This window comes from Microbispora triticiradicis (assembly GCF_005864065.1).
In the GTDB taxonomy this organism is placed as follows: Bacteria; Actinomycetota; Actinomycetes; order Streptosporangiales; family Streptosporangiaceae; genus Microbispora; species Microbispora triticiradicis.
On the sequence record NZ_VANP01000001.1, the window covers coordinates 418,733 to 436,281 of the forward strand.

The window sequence follows — 17,549 nt, forward strand, 5'->3', positions numbered from 1 at the left end:
CGCTCCTCAGCTCATGAACGGATGGCGTCGCCGGAGAGATCGGCGAAGTGGCGCTCGCACAGTCGCAGCCTGCGCGCGTCCCAGACCATGTACGTGCCGAGGACGAGCTGCACGAGGCTGCGCCAGAGGTTCTCCCAGTCGTCCCTGAACCGCATGAACAGCAGCGTCATGCGGTGTCCGGGCCCGCGCGGGGCCCCCAGGGGGGTGAGCAGGCAGGGTCCCCGGTTGGGCAGGGACCGGGTGTGGGCGGCGGTGGAGTCGAGCCGGTACGCCCCGAGGATCTCCCGCACCGCGACCCGCATCATCAGGGGGGCGAGCCGCCAGGCCGGGCAGGGACGGTTCGCCGGCATGCCGAACGGGATGTGGTTGAGCTCCCGGACCGGGGTGTGCCCGGGGGCGAAGCGCCCGGGATCGAAACGCTCCGGGTCGGGGAACCCGGCGCGGTGGAAGGAGGGGTAGTCGAAGCACAGCACCGAGCCGGCCGGTATCGCCGCCCCCTCCCCGAGGGGGATCTCACCGGTGGTTATGCGGTGCGCGATGCCGAAGAGCGGGTAGAGCCGCAGGGTCTCCGAGATCACCTGGTCGAGGTAGCGGTCGTCGCCGCCACGCGCCCTGTCCTGGACCTCCGGATGCTGCGCGAGGGCCATCAGCACGTGTGCCGTGGCCTCCGACATCTGCACCACGGCGGTGTTGAAGAAGGCGCCCTGGAGGTAGAGCGCCCGCTCCCGGTCCGTCAGGCCGGGCGGGAGTTCCCGCCTCACGTCCTCCCTCAGCCTGGGCAGCGACTCGACGAGATACGAGGTCAGCCGGTCGCGCCGGTCCATGTGCCGCAGGCCGCAGCACTTCAGAGAGGTCACGACGTCGTCCGCGTTGCCGACGATCAGGTCGCGGGCGTACGGCGGGCACTCCTCGCCGAAGACGAGCTCGTAGGAGAACTCGGCCCACGCCGGCATCGTCAGGTCACGCAGCCGGACCACGCCGCGCCTGTCCCGGCCCTGCCCGTCCCGCAGCGCACGAGTCACGCAGCGGCGGGTGAGCTCCTCCGCCCGCGCCCGCGGCACGGACAGGATCCGGCGGGTGGCCAGGGCGACGGCGTCGTAGCGCTCTCCCTCCTCCAGGTGCTCCTGGTGCATCTCGGGTCCCGGCGACAGCCAGTACCAGAACAGGTCCGACAGGGCGGCGCCCCTGCTGCGGCCGGAGGCCGCCGGATGGGAGTAGACCTCCCTGAACCGATCGACGCCGACGAGATCTCCGGGGACCGGGATGCTCTCGTCGCCGTTGATCCGGGTGAAGACCCACCCGCGCAGCGCGACTACCCGCCCGGGGAGCCACCGGGGCAGGCTGACCACGACGAGGGCCGCGGCCACCCATCCCGCCGTCGCCCACATCCCGCTCAGCACGGCCGCACCAGGTCGGGCCCGAGGTCCCGTACGGAGGCGACGCCGCACAGGGCGAGCGCGTGCTCGATCTCGTCGCGGAGCAGCCCGAGCACGCGGGCCGCGCCGCGCTCGCCGTCCGCCGCGAGGCCCCATATCACCGGACGGCCCACCGCGACGGCGGACGCGCCCAGCGCCAGCGCCTTCACCACGTCGGTGCCGCGCCGGATCCCGCCGTCCACCAGCACGGGTACGGCGCCGCCGACGGCGGCGGTGATCGCCGGCAGCAGGTCGACTGCCGCCGGGACGGTGTCGAGCTGCCGTCCGCCGTGGTTCGACACGTACAACGCCGACACGCCGTGGTCCAGGGCGAGGCACGCGTCGGCGGGATGGGTGACGCCCTTGAGCACGATCGGCAGCCGCGTCATCCGCCGCAGCCGGTCGACGTGCTCCCAGCCGACCTCCGGCGACATGACGATGGGCCGCACCCGGTCGCCGTCGCGCAGGTTCTCGCAGCACATGCCGTCGGGCAGGTCGTCGAAGCCGTTGCGGGCGTCCCGGTCCCGCCGCCCCCGGGCGGGGGAGTCGACGGTGACCACCAAAGCCGCGCAGCCGGCCGCCTCGGCCCGCCGGACGATGGCCTCGGTGAAGTCCATGTCCGGCTGGAGGTAGAGCTGGAACCACAGGGTGACGCCCGACGCGGCGGACGCGACGTCCTCGACGGCCATGGTCGAGGCCATGCTCACGATCATGACGGTGCCCGCGGTGGCCGCCGCGCGGGCCGTGGCCCGCTCGCCCTCGGGGTCGGCCAGCCGGTGGAACGCCGTCGGCGCCACCAGCACGGGCATCGCCAGGGAGCTGCCGAGCAGGGTGATCCCGGTCCGGGGGCTCCCCGCGCCGCGCAGCACGCGCGGCAGCAGCGCGAGCCGGGCGAACGCCGTCTCGTTGGCCCGCAGGGTGATCTCCTCGCCGGCCCCGCCCGCGAAGTAGTCGTAGTGGGCGGGGGCGAGGCGGTCGCGGGCCGCCGCCTCGTACTCCCCGATGGTCGGCAGCACGGTCGTCACACCGAGACCGGAAGGCTGTGGTGCTGGAAGAAGTCCCGCAATGGGTTGAGATGCACCTGCTCGGACGTCCAGTCGTTCTCCAGGTTCTCGGTGACGTGGTGGACGGCCTCCACCACGCCGTTCCGGAAGCGACGCACCACGGGGTGGAGGTAGTGGCCCTCGTGCGCGCGCTCCGCGTCGCTCTGGGTGATCCGCCCCACCGAGATGTCGAAGGGATCGACCTGGTCGTGGCCGGGGCCGTACTCCAGTGTGACGGCGAAGTGGCCCTGGTCGCCGACCGGCGGGCCCTGCAGGTCGAGCGGCACCTCCTCCAGATAACGCGCGCCGCCGCGGCCGTCGGGGACGATGACGTCGGCCAGCACCCCGAACTGCTGCCACAGCGCCGAGCTGCGGTTGACCCGTTCGAGCACGGCCGCCGCGAGCGCGCCGGGGTCGCCGGACAGGTCGCGGCCCGGCCACTCGACGCCGTGGTACCGCGCCTCCAGGGCTCGGTGCAGGGCGCGTACGCCGTACCGGAACCCGTGGATGAACCCGCTGGTCCCCCGCTTGAAGTCGCGCGACTGGGTGATGGTCCCGGCGAAGTGGAGATCGGGCACGTTGACCGACTCGTACGCCGGGGTCAGCGCCGGGAACCTGTCCTTGATCGCCAGCTCGGGACGGCATTCGGGCGCGAAGATCGAGGAGTCGAACCGGAATCCGGTGCAGACGATCACCCGGTCGTACGGGATGTCCTTGGTGACCTCGTCGGCCCGGACGAAGGCCACGGTCACCAGGTAGGAGCCGTCGGCCCGGCGCTCGATGCGCCGGATGTCGCCGTCCAGCACGGCGTTCTGCAACTTGAGCTGGTAGGTGTCGAGGAAGTTGTTGTTGTACGCCCGCAGGTGCCCGACGAAGTGGGTCTTCCAGGCCAGCTTGACCGAGTGCGGCCCGGCCACGTGGATGACCGCGGCGGTCTCGATGAGGTTGTCGGCGGTCTCGAAGGCCGAGTTGGCCTTGCCGATGATCAGCACCCGCTTGTTCGTGAAGTCGGCGGGGTCGACGGAGACGGCGCCGTACTGCTCGGCGGTCTCGATGCCGGGGATCGGCGGGACGTTGGGCTGCGTGACCCCCGTCGCGACGATCACCCGCCGGGCCGTGAACGTCCGGCCGCGCTCGTCGGTCACCCTGAACGGGCCGTCGGCGTCGGGGCGCGCGACCTCGGCGACCCGCGCGTCGTACGTGATGTTCGGCTCCTGGGTGGCGGCGAAGTCCTCCAGGTAGCGGACCATGTCGTCGGCGTCGGGGAAGTAGCGGTCGCTGTACTGGGTGAACAGGAGCCGGGGGTCGTCGGACAGCAGCGAGTTCCAGTCCATCCGGAGGTTGAGCTCCGGGTCGTCCCAACCGGTGTACTTCTTGTTGATGGAGATGAGCGTCCGGTGGCGGGGAAAGGTCCGGAAGAACGCGCCCGGCGCGGGCGTCGCCTCCAGGATCCGGTAGCTCCGCCCCGCCCGGTGCAGGAAGTGGCCCATCTGCAGGCCCGCCGGTCCGGCGCCGATCACCAGGTAGTCAAGGATCTTTTCCGGCACTGCCGCCTCCCTCGCTGGGGTGGTTGAAGTTTCACCAGTGTTGGCGGGTGATTCTCAGAAAACTCTCAGAGCGCGGACGGCGGGTGCCGTTCCAGCAGGGCGCGCTTGTCTGGTTTGCCGCTCACCGCGACCGGCACTCCGGGCACGGTCGTGATCGTCCGGGGCACGCTGTCCGCGCCGAGCTCGGCGCGGACCAGGTCGGCCAGGACCGCGGAGTCCGGCGTGCGGCCGGGCACGGGGACGACGAACGCGTGAATGGCCTCCCCCGTCCGCTCGTCCGGCGCGCCGGTCACGTACGCCTCGGCCACGTCCGGGTGCCCGGCCAGCACCCGCTCGATGGGACCGGCGTAGACGACGATCGCGTTGACGATGACGACGTCCCTGGTCCGGCCGGCCAGGTAGAGCAGGCCCGCGTCGTCGAGGCGGCCGAGGTCGCGGGTGCGCAGCCAGCCGTCCCGCAGCACGTCGCGGGTCTCCTCCGGCTGTCCCCAGTAGCCCGTCATCAGGAAGGGGCTGCGCACGTGGACCTCACCGGCGTGTCCCGTCCCGACCGGGCGGCCCTCCTCGTCGCGCACGCTGATCTCCACGCTGGGGTGGGCACGGCCGACGGAGGCCGGCGCGCGGGTGAGGTCGCCGGGGTTGAGGATGGTGATCATCCCGGCCTCGGTCGCGCCGTACGCCTGGTAGACGACGGGGCCGAGCCGGTCCGCCGCCTCACGCATCCGGTGGGGGCTGATGGGCGACCCGGAGACCATCAGCATGCGCAGGCTGCCGACGTCGACCCGCTCCTCGCGGAGCACATCGAGCATCTGGCACAGCCGGGGCGCGGTCACGATGGCGCTGGTGATGCGGTGGCGCTCGACAGCGTACGGGAACAGCGGCCGGCCGTCGTCCTCCGGGATGACCACGGTGCCGCCGCCGAGCAGGCACGGCCCCAGGAACTCCAGCATCACCAGGCTGGCCAGGGTGCCGAACAGCAGGTGCCGCCCGAACCGGTCGGTGAAGCCGGGCTCGACCGACGACCAGACGCGCGGCCAGGACCAGTGCGCGGCGAGAGCGCGGTAGGTGAGCACGCAGCCCTTCGGCTCTCCGGTGCTGCCGCTGGTGAAGGTCAGCAGGGCCACGTCGTCCGGACGCGCCGTGACCTCGGGCATCGGACCGCCGCCCGTTCCGGCCGCGGTGAGGATGTCTACGGCGGCGGGCACGCCCTCGACGGGACCGAGTGACAGCACCGTCGCCGGCCCGGCGGCGTCGAGCACCTCCGGGGTCGCGGTCGCCGGGTCGACGACCACCGCGTCGACTCCCGTCCCGAGGACGTGCGCGAGCTGACGGGGCGTGTATCCGGGCTTCACGCTGACGACGCGGCAGCCCAGCACGTGCGCGGCGATCTGGGCGGCGAACGCCTCCGGCGTGACCCCCGTCCGTACGGCGACGCCCCGGCCGGGCCCGAGACCGGCCTCCCGCATCGCCACGGCCAGGTGCCCGATCAGGCCCAGCAGCTCGCCCCTGGAGACGGCCCTGCCCCCCTGTTCGAAGGCCGGGCTGCCGGGCGCGCTCCGCAGCGCGTCCAGGAGCACCTGCGGAAACGCCACGGCATCTGCCTCGGCGGGCACGGCGGGCAGGGAAAATTCGGAGGGCGCGGAGGGCGCGGCGGGATCGTGCACGTCCAGCTCCTTCGTCTCGCGGGCGCCGGACCGCGGCGACGACGCCGTCGGCCGCGGCGCGGGTGCCGGTGTGCCACCGGCACCCGCCGACGGTAGGAGGCGCACATCAGAACCGCATCAGAGCCGGGGCCGTTCCCGGAAATCGGGGTGCGGCGAGGCACCCGGTCTTGCCACGATCGGCGCATGCGACACTGGCCGCTCTTCGCACTCAGGGTGACGACCCCCCGGCTGGAGCTACGGCTGCCCACCCTGGACGACCTCGACGCGCTCGCCGACCGCGCGGCGGAGGGTGTCCACGAGCCCGGGGGGATGCCGTTCGGGGTGCCGTGGACGGACGCCCCGCCGCTCGAGCGCGCCCGCTCGACGGTCCAGATGCATTTCCGGCAGTGGGGCACCTGGTCCCCCGACGATTGGCACTGCTCCTTCGTCGTCGCCTGGGAGGGCCGGATCGTCGGCACGCAGGAGATGGCCGGCCGCGACTTCGCGTACACCCGGGAGATCTCCACCGGTTCCTGGCTGGGCCTGCGCTTCCAGGGCAGGGGCATCGGCACCGAGATGCGCGCCGCCGTCCTGCATCTCGCGTTCGCCGGGCTCGGGGCCCGCTACGCGGTGTCGTCCGCCTTCACCGACAACCCACGGTCGCTCGCCGTGTCGCGCAGGCTCGGCTACCGGGATGACGGCATCGAGGTGTGCCGGCGCCGGGACGAGACGGCTCGGCAGCAGCGGGTGCGGCTGGCCCGCGAGGACTGGACGGCCCCGGACGGGTTCGCGATCCACGGTCTCGAACCCTGCCTGCCCCTGTTCGGACTCGCCGAAGGCCGCCCCCCGCACGCCTAGCCGCACCGCCCCGTGCGCTTGTGCGTGCGGGGCGAGCCCTTCGGACGAGTGGCGTCTCCTCCGCGTCAGGCCAGGCGCGGCGGGAACCCGCCGGTGGCCACCGGACCCCAGGAGATCGGGGTGACCCGCAGCAGCGACTTGCCCTGCCGGATCATCGCCGCGCGGTACTCCTCCCAGTCGGGGTGCTCGCCCGAGATCGAGCGGTAGTACTCCACCAGCGGCTCAAGGGCGTCGGGCAGGTCGAGCACCTCGGCGGCGCCGTCCACCTGCACCCACGGTCCGTCGAAGTCGTCCGACAGCACGACCACGCTGACGCGGGGGTCGCGGCGGGCGTTGCGGGCCTTGGCCCGCTCGGGGTACGTCGACACGACGATGCGCCCCTCGGGGTCGACGCCGCAGGACACCGGGGACGCCTGCGGCCCGCCGCCGCTTCTCGTCGTGATCAGGATGGCCTTGTGGCGGTCACGGACGAAGTCGAGCAGTTGCTCACGGGAGACGGTCTCGGCGGTCGCGATCCTGGGACTCATGACGCAACTCTAGTAACCGGCCCCCGCCGCGACGTGCCCTGCCCGGGCCGGGCTCGCCGCGTCGAGGCGCGGCACGCGGGTCACCGCCTGCCGGACCCGGAGTCGCCGGCCCGCGCGATCGCACGCGGCCTCTCTCCAGCCGACCTCAGACGGCCGGCCTCCTGTTCACCCAGGCCGCGACCTGGACCCGGGACCGGAACCCCAGCTTTTCGAGGATGTGCTCGATGTGGCCCTCGGCGGTGCGCTGCGAGATGACCAGCCGGCCCGCGATGTCCTTGTTGCTCAGCCCTTCGGCCACCAACCGCGCGATCTCGGTCTCCCGGCGGGTCAACGGCGCGATCTTCCCGGGAGCGTGGGCGGCGGGCGGCCTGTCCGCCAGGGCGTACGCGACCGCCTCGTCCGCCGGCATGGCCGCGCCCCGGGCGAGCGCGGCCCGGAAGGCGGCCTCGCCGAGTTCCGTACGGGTCGCCGCCACGCACGCGTCGTGGAATCGGCTCAGGTAACCGAACTCCCCCATCCGCGACCCGGCGGCCGCCCGGACGGCATCGGCGGCGCCCAGCAGCCGGGCCGCCCGCTCGTGGTCGCGCGCTCCCGCCGCGAACCAGGCATGGGCCTCCAGGTTCACGCCCAGGCCGAGCCGGTCGTCCAGCAGGGCGCTGTGCCGCAGGCTCTCGTCGCCGTGTTCCACGGCCGCCCGCGCGTCCCCACGGAGCCAGGCGGAGATCGACAGCGCGAGCAGCGCGTACGCCCGGTGCCGGCCCTCGCCGTACAGGTCGCACAGGGCCACGCACTCCTCGGCGAGGCCGCGGGCCTCCGGACGGCCGAGGGACGCGTTCGCCAGGGCGAGCCGGCTGAGGGCGAGCGCGAGACCGACGGGGTCGCCGACGGCGCGGTGGGCCCGCGCGGCCTCCTCGTACCACCGCATGCCGGTGCGCAGGTCACCCCCGCGGACGGCGGTCATGCCGGTGAGGAACGCGACGTGGCCGCGGATCTCCCGCAGGCCGAGCCGCGCGGCGATCGCCCCGGCCTCCGCCAGCCGTACGGCCGCGGTGGCGTGGTCTCCGCCGAGCAGGGAGACCCAGGCCCCCGCCCACAGGCCGTGGGCGCGCACCTCACCCGGATCCGTCTGGGCGGCCAGGCCCCGGCCGAACCAGCCCGCCCCCTCCGACAGGTGGCGACCGCTCCAGTGGTACAGCAGCTCCGCGATCATCGTCAGGGCCGTCCCGGCCTCTCCCGGCTCGCGCAGCGACCAGTCCAGCGCCCTGCGCAGGTCGGCGTGCTCGCGCTGGAGGCGCCCGGTCCAGGACCGCTGCGCGGCTCCGGACGGCTCCGCCCAGGCCCGCGAGGTGATCTTCCGGTAGTAGTCGCGGTGCCGCCGGCGCAGCGCCGCCTCCTCGCCGGACTCGGCCAGCAACGCACGGCCGAACGCCCGGACCGTGTCGTGGAGGTGGTAGCGGACCACGCCGTCGCGCTCCCGCCGGAGCAGGACCGCCGCGTCGGCCAGACCGGCGACCAGCGCGGGCACGTGCTCCCGGGCGACGCCGTCCCCGGCGCACACGTGCTCGGCCGCCTCCAGGTCCACACCGCCGCCGAAGACGGAGACCCGCCGCCACAGCAGCCGTTCGCCGGGCGTGCACAGGTCGTGGCTCCACTCGAACAGCACCCGCAGCGCACACCGATGCCGCGACCTGGCGTCCAGCCCCTCCAGCACCTGCCGCACCGACAGGTCGCGCAGCCGTACGGCGGCCATCTCGATCGCGAGCGGCAGCCCGCCGAGGCGGCGGCAGATCTCCGCCACCTTGCACCCGGCCATCTGGAACCCTGCCGTCCCGAACCCCGGCACGACGGCGGCGGCGCGATCCGCGAACAGTCGCACGGCGTCCGGCTCCGGAAGCGGCGCGAGCTCGACCACCCGCTCGCCCGGAAGACCGAGCGGCCGCCGGCCGGTGACCAGGACCCGAAGCTCGGGAAGCGCGCGGATCAGCGTGTCCACGAACGGCGCGCACCCGGGGAGAAGGTGCTCGCAGCCGTCCAGCACGACCAGGGCCGGGCCGCCGCGCAACCGGTCGATCAGCGCCTCCAGGGGCGGCCCGGCCGAGTGGCCCGCGACCGGCAGGGCATCGCCCACGGCGTGCACCAGCAGCGCGGGGTCCTCCAGGGCGGCGAGCTCGGCCACCCGGACGCCGCCGGGGAAGCTCCCGCGCGCCTTCTCGGCCGCCCGCAGGGCGAGGCGGGTCTTGCCGACGCCGCCCACGCCCACCACGGTGACCACGCCCGCGGTCCCCAGCAGACGCCCGATCCCGGCCAGCTCGGGCCCGCGCCCGACGAAGCCCGTGCCTCCCGGTCCCCCAGCGGTCATGACGCCCATGCCGCCCCCGTCGTCCGTACGCCAGTGGCCTCTACCAGCGTACTTTCGCCGGCGCGGCCGTCGCTCAGGCGGAGCCCATCCGCCGCAGGATCTGCTCGCGCCTGACCTGCAGATCGTCGATCAGCGCCTCCTGCTGTTCGACGTTGGTCAGCAGGGTGGCCCGCTCCGCCATGTCGGTGGGCGCGTCCCAGCTCTGCCCGATCTCCTCGCGCATCTGCGCGCTGTCCCGGCGCATGCGCTCGATCTGCGCGTCCAGCTCCTCAAGCTCCTTCTTGAGCTCCGGATCACCCATGCCACACCGTCCCGCTTCCGTCACTCGCGCTCGTCGTTCCGTTCGCCCACCCCATTTCCACGCGGAGGAGAACTATTCGAGGACGGAGCCGCCGAGGTACTCGGTCGTGCCGCTCTCCCGCGCCCGCGCCGCGGCGGTCAGCCGGGCCAGCAGGTACGCCGGGAGGAGGGGGGCGGCCTGCTCGGCGGTGAAGAAGCCGTAGTCCTCCAGCTCCTCCTCCTGGAGCACCATGCCGGTGCCGTCCTCCACGACCCCGCAGTCGAACAGGAAGTGGACCAGCGGAATCGGCCGGTCGTCGAGCGGCGGCACCCAGTGGACGACGAGCAGGCGGCCCACCGGCAGGACGAGGCCCAGCTCCTCGGCCAGCTCCCGGTGGCAGGCCGCCTCGGGCGACTCGCCCTCGTCGACGTGCCCGCCCGGCCAGCCCCAGTGGTCGCGGTAGCCCGGCTTGACGAGCAGGACCCGGCCCGAGGGATCGGTGACGAACCCGGCCGCCGCGGCGGCCACCTTGAACAGGCCGGCGTAGAAGGCCTCCGCCGGTATCACCGCAGTTCCGATCGCATGTCCCTGAGCCTAGTCGGGGACGTCCCCTAGACCGCTGGGAGGAGCGGTGTACGCCCAGGGCAGTACGCGCGATCTGGTCTGCTCGCCCGATGTTTCGCCCTTGATCGACTTCTACCGTCGAGACAGTCGTGAAAAGGGGAGGTCATGAGAGGCCGCAGGAACATCGCCGCCGCCATCGGCGGCTGGAGCGCACGCCACCGCTGGCTGGCGCTGCTCATCTGGATCGCGTTCGTCGCCGTGGCGACGGTCGCGGGCAACGCCGCCGGCACGGTGGAGATGCGCGGCTACGAATCCGCGAACGGCGACTCCCGCCAGGCGGAACGGATCCTCGACGGCGCGGCGTTCAAGGACGTGGCCGGCGAGATCGTGCTGGTCCAGTCGCGCACGGGGACGCTGACCATCGCCGACCCCGCCTTCCGCCGGGCGGTCGAGGACGTCAGGAAGGCCGTGGAGGCCACCGGCCAGGTCGAGCACGTGCGCACGCCGTACGACAAGGAGCCGTCGCCGGTGACACAGGACCGGCGGACGACGCTGGTGCAGTTCGACATGAAGGGCGACGGCGGCACGGCCGAGGAGCGGATCCAGCCGGTGCTCGACGCGGTGGCCCGGGTGCAGGGGGCGCATCCGGACCTGCGCGTGGAGGAGGCCGGATCGGCCAGCGCGGGCAAGCTGATCGGTGAGGCGATCGACAAGGACTTCGTCCGCGCCGAGCAGCTTTCGCTGCCCATCACGATCGGGATCCTGCTCGCCGCGTTCGGCGCGCTGCTGGCCGCGATCGTGCCGGTCGCGCTCGCGATGACCGCGATCTTCGCCGCGACAGGCCTGCTGGCCTTCACCAGCCACCTCCTGCACGTCGACTCCGCCACGAGCAACGTCATGCTGCTCATCGGCCTCGCCGTCGGGGTGGACTACTCGCTCTTCTACATCATGCGGGAGCGGGAGGAGCGGGCGAGGGGCCGGAGCAAGAAGCGGGCCATCGAGATCGCGGCGGCCACCTCGGGACGCGCGGTGCTGATCTCCGGCATCACCGTCATCGTCGCCATGGCGGGCATGTTCCTCACCGGCAACGGCGTCTTCATGGGCTTCGCCGAGGGCACGATCCTCGTGGTGCTGACGGCCGTCGTCGGCTCGCTGACCGTCCTGCCCGCCCTGCTCTCGCTGATCGGCGACAAGATCGACGCCCGGTTGGTCCACGGCGTCGTACGGGTCGTCACCGGCGGCCGGGTGACCTGGCGCCGGGTGCTCGGCGTGCGCGGCGGCCAGAGCCGGGTCTGGGGGGCGATCATGCGCCCGGTGCTGCGGCACCCGCTCGTCTCGGTGCTCCTCGCCGGCGGCCTGCTCGTGGGCCTCGCGATCCCCGCCTTCCAGTTGAAGACCGGTGCGCAGACCATCGACGACCTGCAGGGCGACTACCAGATCGCGGAGACGTTCAAGCGGATCGACAAGGCGTTCCCCGGCGGCAACGAGCCCGCGGTCGTCGTGGTCGAGGCCGCCGACGTGACGACGCCCGCGTTCACCGCGAAGATCGAGGACTTCAAGCGGCGGGCGCTGGCCACCGGCGAGGCCAACGAGCCCTTCGCCGTCGCCGTCAACCCCGCGAAGACCGTGGCGAAGATCAGTATCGGCATCAAGGGCACCGGCGCCGACGAGGTGTCCGAGCACGCGATCCGCACGCTGCGCGACGAGGTCGTGCCGGCCGCCCTCCCCGGCGCCCACGTCACCGGCAACACCGCGGGCTCGATGGACTTCAACGAACAGCTCGGCCGCAGGATCCCGCTGGTGTTCGCGTTCGTGCTGCTGCTGGCCTTCGTGCTGCTGCTGGTGTCGTTCCGCTCGCTGGTCGTGGCGGTCAAGGCCATCGCGCTCAACCTGCTGTCCGTCGCCGCGGCGTACGGCGTGCTCGTGCTGGTCTTCCAGAAGGGGTACGGCGAGAGCCTGCTGGGCTTCCACTCGACGGGGACGATCACCAACTGGCTGCCGCTGTTCCTGTTCGTGATCCTCTTCGGGCTGTCGATGGACTACCACGTGTTCATCCTCAGCCGGATCAGGGAGGCGTACGACAAGGGCATGAGCACCGAGGACGCCGTGGCGTTCGGGATCAGGAGCACGGCGGCCGTCGTGACGAGCGCCGCGCTCATCATGGTGGCGGTGTTCGCGACGTTCGCCACGCTGTCGCTGCTGACGTTCATGCAGATGGGCATCGGCCTCGCGGTGGCGGTCCTGATCGACGCGACCATCGTCCGGGCGGTGCTGCTGCCGGCCACGATGAAGCTGCTCGGCGACTGGAACTGGTACCTGCCGCGCTGGCTCGGCTGGCTCCCGCGGCTCTCCCACGGGGACGACGCGGCCGAGGAGGCCCCCGAGACTCCCGAGGAGCGGGTCCCGGCCCTCGTCTGATCACCCGAAGCCCGCACCGGGACGGCCAGTCGACACTGGTGCCGTCCCGGCGTCGGCGTGTCCGGGCTCACACCGGGTCACACAAGGGACAAGAAGCATGCAACGTTAAAATGCGTCTACGTGGTGCATACGGGTGGGAACAGTCGAAAAGCTCTGATCTATTGGGCCGCCGGTGTACTCGCGTACATGATCGCGGTTTTCCATCGCCAGTCGCTCGGCGTCACCGGCATCGACGCGGCGACGAGGTTCGGGGTCGGTTCGACGGCGCTGTCCACCCTCGCGATGCTGCAACTGCTCGTCTACGCGGCCATGCAGATCCCCGTCGGGGTGCTGGTCGACCGCCTGGGCTCCCGGCGGATGCTGCTCGCCGGCGCCGCGGTGATGGCCCTCGGCCAGCTGCTGTTCGCCGTCTCGGCCGATCTCGTCACGGCCGCCGCCGGCCGGGTGCTGGTCGGCTGCGGCGACGCGATGACGTTCATCAGCGTGATCCGGGTGGTGAACGTCTGGTTCCCGCCCCGCCGCAACCCGCTGATCGTGCAGCTCACCGGCATCCTCGGCCAGTTCGGCGCGGTCGTGTCGGCCGTACCGCTGATCACCTCGCTGCACGCGTACGGCTGGACCCCGACCTTCCTGTGGGCGGCGGGGCTCGGCGGCGTGGCCCTGGTCGCGGTCGGGGCGGGGCTGCGCGACCGGCGGCCCGAACGCGCTCCGGCGGCGTCCGGAGTGCGCGCCGCCTGGGCCGAGCCGGGCACCCGCCTCGGGATGTGGACCCACGCCGCCACCTCGTCGTCGGCGGCGGCGTTCACCCTCCTGTGGGGATATCCGTTCCTGGTGCAGGGCCAGGGCCTGTCGCCCCGGACGGCCGGGATGCTGCTGACCTCGCTGACCCTGCTCGCCATGGCCTGCGGGCCGCTGCTCGGCCACCTCGCCGGCCGCTTCCCGCTGCGCCGCTCGTGGATGGTGCTGACGATCATCGGTATCACGGCCGGCGCGTGGACGCTCGTCCTGCTGTGGCCCGGCCGCGCCCCCGTCTGGACGCTCGGGCTCCTGATGGTGGCCCTCGCCACGAACGGGCCCGGCGCGGTCATCGGCTTCGACTACGCCAGAACCTTCAACCCCGCCGAACGCATCGGCGTCGCCACCGGAATCGTCAACGGCGGCGGCTTCGCCGCCTCGATGTCCGTGATCGCGCTCATCGGCGTCGCACTGGACCTGCGGGGCGGCTACCACTGGGCCTTCGCCGTGCAGTACCCCCTCTGGCTGCTCGGCGCCGTCCAAATCATGCGTTACCGCGCCCGCCGCCGCGCCTCCGCTCCCCTCACCCCCGCCCCGGCCCCCGCCTGACCGGGACCCACCCGGCACTGCAGCAGGATAGCGGCAAGACAAGCGAGAGGTGATCGATTAATTACTCAGGGCGATGAAGGGCTGGGGGAAGTGGGCGGGGGCGAGGACGGCGGCTCGGGCGAGGAGGCTCCGGCGCGTCCGTACGGCGAGATCAGGATCCTCGTCGTACACGTAGCGGATCGTGGGATCGGCGAGTTGCGCCGGGTGGTGCAGGAGGTCGCCGCTCATCAGCACGTCCCCCACCTGCACGCACTGGTGACCGGGCGTGTGCCCGGGGGCGTGCAGCACCCGGACCCCGGGGACGGGTTCGGCGTCGCCGTCGACGACGTCGACCCGGTCCCCCAGCGGCAGGATGATCCGCTCGCGCACCGGGCCGGACGCCCACTCGACCTCCGCCCGCTGCAGCAGGTAGCGGGCGTTCGGGTAGGCCGGGGCGCCGTCCACGACGCACCCGCCGGCGTGGTCGCTGTGCAGGTGGGTCACCACCACGACGTCGACGTCGGCCGGGGCGACCCCGGCGGCGGCCAGTTCCGCGCCGAGCCGTCCGGGCAGGGGCGCCCAGGTCGCGGGTGAGTCCGCGCCGCCGATGCCGGTGTCCACCAGGACCGTACGGCCCCCGGCCCGCAGCAGGAAGCAGTGGAAGTGGAGCACCCACTCCTCGTCCGGCCCGAACGACGAGCCGGCGAACATCTCCGGCAGCGGTTTACGGATGGGCGGTCCCATCGGGCCCACGGCGTCGCACAGCGGAGTGATCTCGACGCCGGCCACTACTCTCGGCTCGTACGGCATCCGACCACGATACGGCGGGTGCGACGACGCCCGGGCGGCCGGGATGATGGAGGCGTGCTCGCCGACGTCATCGACCTGCTCGCCTGCCCCCTCTGCGGGGCGAGGACCCACCTCGCCGGGGGATCGGTGCGGTGCGGGAGCGGCCATTCCTTCGACGTCGCGCGCCAGGGGTACGTGAACATGCTCACCCGGCCCGCGGGCACGGCCGACACGCCTGACATGGTGGCGGCGCGGGCGCGCTTCCTCGACGCGGGCCACTACGGTCCGCTGGCCCGCCGCCTCGCCCGGTTGTGCGCGGGCGCGGAGGTGGTCGCCGACGCCGGGGCGGGCACCGGCCACTACCTGGCGGCGGCGCTCGGCGACGGCGCGGTGGGGATCGCGCTCGACGTGTCCAAGCACGCGCTGCGGCGGGCCGCGCGGGCCCATCCCCGCGTCGGCGCGGTCGTCGCGGACGTGTGGCGGCCCCTCCCGGTCGGCGACGACCGCGTCGACGTGCTGCTCAATGTCTTCGCGCCGCGCAACGCGCCGGAGTTCGCCCGCGTCCTGCGGCCGGGCGGGACGCTGGTCGTCGTCACGCCAGGCCCCGGCCATCTGCGCCCGCTCGTGGAACGGCTCGGCCTGCTGTCGGTGGACGAGGACAAGGAGCGCCGCCTGGAGGAGAGCCTGGGTGGCGCGTTCACCCGGGAGGGCGAGGAGACGGAGGAGTTCGCGCTCTCCCTCGGGCACGAGGAGGTCGGGGCGGTGGTCGGCATGGGCCCGAGCGCCTGGCACACCCGCCCGGAGGAACTGGCCGCGAAAATCGGCGACCTGCCCGACCCGGTCGAGGTGAGCGCCTCGTTCCGCGTCTCCCGCTGGGCCGCCCGCACCTGACCTTTCCTCTGTGGGCGGAATCCTCGCCCGACATCACCCATTTAGCGGTCATTGTCACGCCTCACCGGACATACTGAACGCGACCCCGTAGGAGCGCAGGGGAGGGCGGCATGAAGGCCGAGGAACGCTGGCAGGCCAGGTTCCGGGCACCCCGCGTGACCCTGCCCACGTGGGCGCGGCAGGCGCCGCACCGTGCCGTCTACCGCGGCAACGCCTCCGGCGCCTGGGAGATCTACGCCTGGGACCGGTCGAACGGGCGCACCCGCCAGGTCACCGACCGCCCCCACGGCACGCGGTACGGCGCGATCGACCCGACCGGCCGCTGGGTCTGGTGGTTCGGCGACGCCGAGGGCGACGGGCAGGGCGTCTGGTCGCGGCAGCCGTTCGACGGCGGTCCCGACGTGCCCCTGTCCCTGCCGCCCGGTCATCCGGGCGGGCTCGCGCTCGCCTCCGACGGCACCGCGGCGGTCGGCCGTTCCTCCCGGGACGGTTTCGAGATCCTGCTGGCCCGGCCGGGGGACGAGCCGGTGCGGCTCTACCACCACGACGAGTACGCCGTGGTCGCGGACATGTCCCTCGACGGGGCGGTCGTCGCCGTCAACCACAGCGAGCACGGCGACCTGCTCCACCCGGCCGTACGGGTCGTGAAGACGAACGGGTCGGTGGTCGCCGAACTGGACGACGGGCCCGGCAAGGGAGTGATCGCGGCCCGCTTCGCCCCCGTGCCCGGCGACCGGCGGCTGCTGGTCCTGCACGAGCGCCGGGGCCGCCGCGAGCCGCTCGTGTGGGACCCGGTGACCGGCGAGCAGCGGGAGATCTGGCTGCGGGTGCGCGGGGAGATCTCCGCCGACTGGTACGACGACGGCCGCGCCCTGCTGATCGTCCACAACCACCGGGGCCGCACCGAACTGCTGCGCTACGACCTGGCCGGCGGGGGTCTCACCCCCATCGACAGCCCGCACGGGGTGATCGAGGCGGCGGCGCCCCGGCCCGACGGCACCGTCGAGTACGCGTGGTCGAGCGCGGCCCACCCACCGGTGATCAGGTCGAGCAACGGCCACGTGGTCTTCAGCCCCGGCCGTACGCCACCGCCGTCCGTGCCGCTGGAGGACATCGACGTGGACGGCCCGGGCGGCCGGATCCACGCCCTCGTTTCCCGGCCGGAACGGGCCGCCGCGCCGTACCCGGCGGTGTTCCTGCTGCACAGCCAGCCGGCCGCGTTCGACGGCGTGCCGGGCGGGCAGGACGACGACTCCTTCCAGCCGCAGGTGGCGGCGTGGGTGGACAACGGCTTCGCCGTGATCCGGGTGAACCACCGCGGCTCGGCCGGGTACGGCTCGGCCTGGCGCGACGCGCTGCGCGGGGACGTCGGCCACATCGAGCTTGCCGACGTGGCGGCGGTGCGCGACTATGCCGTGGAGCACGGCATCGCCGACCCCGACCGTCTCGTGCTCGCCGGGGCCGCGTGGGGCGGCTACCTGACCCTGCTCGCGCTCGGCACCCAGCCGAAGGCCTGGGCGGCGGGGATCGCGACCACGCCCATCCCCGATCACGCGGCGATGTACGAGCACGAGGCCGAGTGCCTGCGCGCGGCGCACCGGGCGCTGCTCGGCGGCTCTCCGGACGAGGTGCCCGACCGGTACGCCGCGTCCTCCCCGATCACCTACGCCGACATGGTCGAGGCGCCGCTGCTGATCATCGCGGGAGACGATGATCCGCACTGCCCGATGGAGCAGGTGGAGCAGTACGTGCGGGCCCTCGCCGACCACGGCCGCGAGGCGTCCCTCTACCGGTACGCGGCGGGGCCCGGCGGCACGCCGGCGGTCGAGGAGCGGATCCGGCAGATGGGGGCGTCCATCGAGTTCGCCGTACGCGCCCTGGGCGGGGCCTGA

General features: G+C 73.2%; 14 protein-coding genes. 5 read left to right on the forward strand and 9 right to left on the reverse strand.

What is annotated here, in order from left to right:
- Positions 1 to 11: 11 nt before the first annotated feature.
- The 4 genes from FED44_RS02055 to FED44_RS02070 all read right to left on the reverse strand — a co-directional run bounded on the left by FED44_RS02055 (position 12) and on the right by FED44_RS02070 (position 5,669).
- A complete protein-coding gene (locus FED44_RS02055; protein ID WP_208758791.1) occupies positions 12 to 1,400 on the reverse strand; it encodes a cytochrome P450 in 1,389 nt (462 codons plus the stop codon).
- Positions 1,394 to 2,440, reverse strand: a complete 1,047-nt coding sequence (locus FED44_RS02060) for an alpha-hydroxy acid oxidase (RefSeq protein ID WP_208758792.1) — start codon at positions 2,438 to 2,440, stop codon at positions 1,394 to 1,396. The genes FED44_RS02055 and FED44_RS02060 overlap by 7 nt, the downstream gene beginning before the upstream one ends.
- Complete coding sequence (locus FED44_RS02065) at positions 2,437 to 4,005, reverse strand: NAD(P)-binding domain-containing protein (RefSeq protein WP_138459542.1); 1,569 nt, start codon at positions 4,003 to 4,005, stop codon at positions 2,437 to 2,439. The genes FED44_RS02060 and FED44_RS02065 overlap by 4 nt, the downstream gene beginning before the upstream one ends.
- A gap of 65 nt (positions 4,006 to 4,070) precedes the next feature.
- On the reverse strand, positions 4,071 to 5,669 hold the full coding sequence (locus tag FED44_RS02070; RefSeq protein WP_222867863.1) for a class I adenylate-forming enzyme family protein: 1,599 nt from the start codon (positions 5,667 to 5,669) through the stop codon (positions 4,071 to 4,073).
- A gap of 183 nt (positions 5,670 to 5,852) precedes the next feature.
- Between FED44_RS02070 and FED44_RS02075 the strand changes: the two genes are divergently transcribed.
- Entirely contained in the window at positions 5,853 to 6,506 is a 654-nt protein-coding gene (locus tag FED44_RS02075; protein ID WP_138459543.1) for a GNAT family N-acetyltransferase, read from the forward strand.
- 65 nt (positions 6,507 to 6,571) lie between these two features.
- Here FED44_RS02075 and FED44_RS02080 read toward each other — a convergent pair whose 3' ends face one another.
- From FED44_RS02080 to FED44_RS02095, 4 genes are all read right to left on the reverse strand, one after another.
- The gene (locus FED44_RS02080; protein WP_111700386.1) at positions 6,572 to 7,033 is read right to left on the reverse strand and encodes a PPOX class F420-dependent oxidoreductase; all 462 of its coding nucleotides are present in this window, start codon (positions 7,031 to 7,033) and stop codon (positions 6,572 to 6,574) included.
- A 145-nt stretch (positions 7,034 to 7,178) separates the two neighbouring features.
- Positions 7,179 to 9,392: an ATP-binding protein gene (locus tag FED44_RS02085; protein ID WP_138459544.1), complete on the reverse strand. Its 2,214-nt coding sequence runs from the start codon at positions 9,390 to 9,392 to the stop codon at positions 7,179 to 7,181.
- Between the two features lie 73 nt (positions 9,393 to 9,465).
- Positions 9,466 to 9,693, reverse strand: a complete 228-nt coding sequence (locus tag FED44_RS02090; protein WP_111700385.1) for a hypothetical protein — start codon at positions 9,691 to 9,693, stop codon at positions 9,466 to 9,468.
- Between the two features lie 72 nt (positions 9,694 to 9,765).
- Positions 9,766 to 10,239 carry an NUDIX domain-containing protein gene (locus FED44_RS02095; protein ID WP_244301663.1) on the reverse strand — a complete coding sequence of 158 codons (474 nt, stop codon included), beginning with the start codon at positions 10,237 to 10,239 and terminating at the stop codon, positions 9,766 to 9,768.
- 162 nt (positions 10,240 to 10,401) lie between these two features.
- On the opposite strand from FED44_RS02095, the gene FED44_RS02100 reads away from it, so the two are divergent.
- Together FED44_RS02100 and FED44_RS02105 are read left to right on the forward strand one after the other, a co-directional pair.
- The gene (locus FED44_RS02100) at positions 10,402 to 12,654 is read left to right on the forward strand and encodes an MMPL family transporter (RefSeq protein WP_138459545.1); all 2,253 of its coding nucleotides are present in this window, start codon (positions 10,402 to 10,404) and stop codon (positions 12,652 to 12,654) included.
- Positions 12,655 to 12,840: 186 nt separating this feature from the next.
- Positions 12,841 to 13,998, forward strand: a complete 1,158-nt coding sequence (locus FED44_RS02105) for an MFS transporter (RefSeq protein ID WP_138459546.1) — start codon at positions 12,841 to 12,843, stop codon at positions 13,996 to 13,998.
- A gap of 57 nt (positions 13,999 to 14,055) precedes the next feature.
- On the opposite strand, the gene FED44_RS02110 is transcribed toward FED44_RS02105, so the two are convergent.
- Positions 14,056 to 14,787 (reverse strand): MBL fold metallo-hydrolase, encoded by a 732-nt coding sequence (locus tag FED44_RS02110; RefSeq protein ID WP_138459547.1) that lies wholly within the window; start codon positions 14,785 to 14,787, stop codon positions 14,056 to 14,058.
- Positions 14,788 to 14,841: 54 nt separating this feature from the next.
- Between FED44_RS02110 and FED44_RS02115 the strand changes: the two genes are divergently transcribed.
- Together FED44_RS02115 and FED44_RS02120 are read left to right on the forward strand one after the other, a co-directional pair.
- A complete protein-coding gene (locus tag FED44_RS02115) occupies positions 14,842 to 15,657 on the forward strand; it encodes a putative RNA methyltransferase (RefSeq protein WP_138459902.1) in 816 nt (271 codons plus the stop codon).
- A gap of 110 nt (positions 15,658 to 15,767) precedes the next feature.
- Positions 15,768 to 17,549 (forward strand): S9 family peptidase, encoded by a 1,782-nt coding sequence (locus FED44_RS02120; RefSeq protein ID WP_111700380.1) that lies wholly within the window; start codon positions 15,768 to 15,770, stop codon positions 17,547 to 17,549.

Bases quoted from the DNA above. Each gene is read 5' to 3' on its own strand.
- FED44_RS02080 (WP_111700386.1), bottom strand. From the start codon at position 7,033: ATGAGTCCCAGGATCGCGACCGCCGAGACCGTCTCCCGTGAGCAACTG.
- FED44_RS02100 (WP_138459545.1), top strand. From the start codon at position 10,402: ATGAGAGGCCGCAGGAACATCGCCGCCGCCATCGGCGGCTGGAGCGCA.
- FED44_RS02105 (WP_138459546.1), top strand. From the start codon at position 12,841: ATGATCGCGGTTTTCCATCGCCAGTCGCTCGGCGTCACCGGCATCGAC.
- FED44_RS02075 (WP_138459543.1), top strand. From the start codon at position 5,853: ATGCGACACTGGCCGCTCTTCGCACTCAGGGTGACGACCCCCCGGCTG.
- FED44_RS02120 (WP_111700380.1), top strand. From the start codon at position 15,768: ATGAAGGCCGAGGAACGCTGGCAGGCCAGGTTCCGGGCACCCCGCGTG.
- FED44_RS02085 (WP_138459544.1), bottom strand. From the start codon at position 9,392: ATGACCGCTGGGGGACCGGGAGGCACGGGCTTCGTCGGGCGCGGGCCC.
- FED44_RS02110 (WP_138459547.1), bottom strand. From the start codon at position 14,787: ATGCCGTACGAGCCGAGAGTAGTGGCCGGCGTCGAGATCACTCCGCTG.
- FED44_RS02090 (WP_111700385.1), bottom strand. From the start codon at position 9,693: ATGGGTGATCCGGAGCTCAAGAAGGAGCTTGAGGAGCTGGACGCGCAG.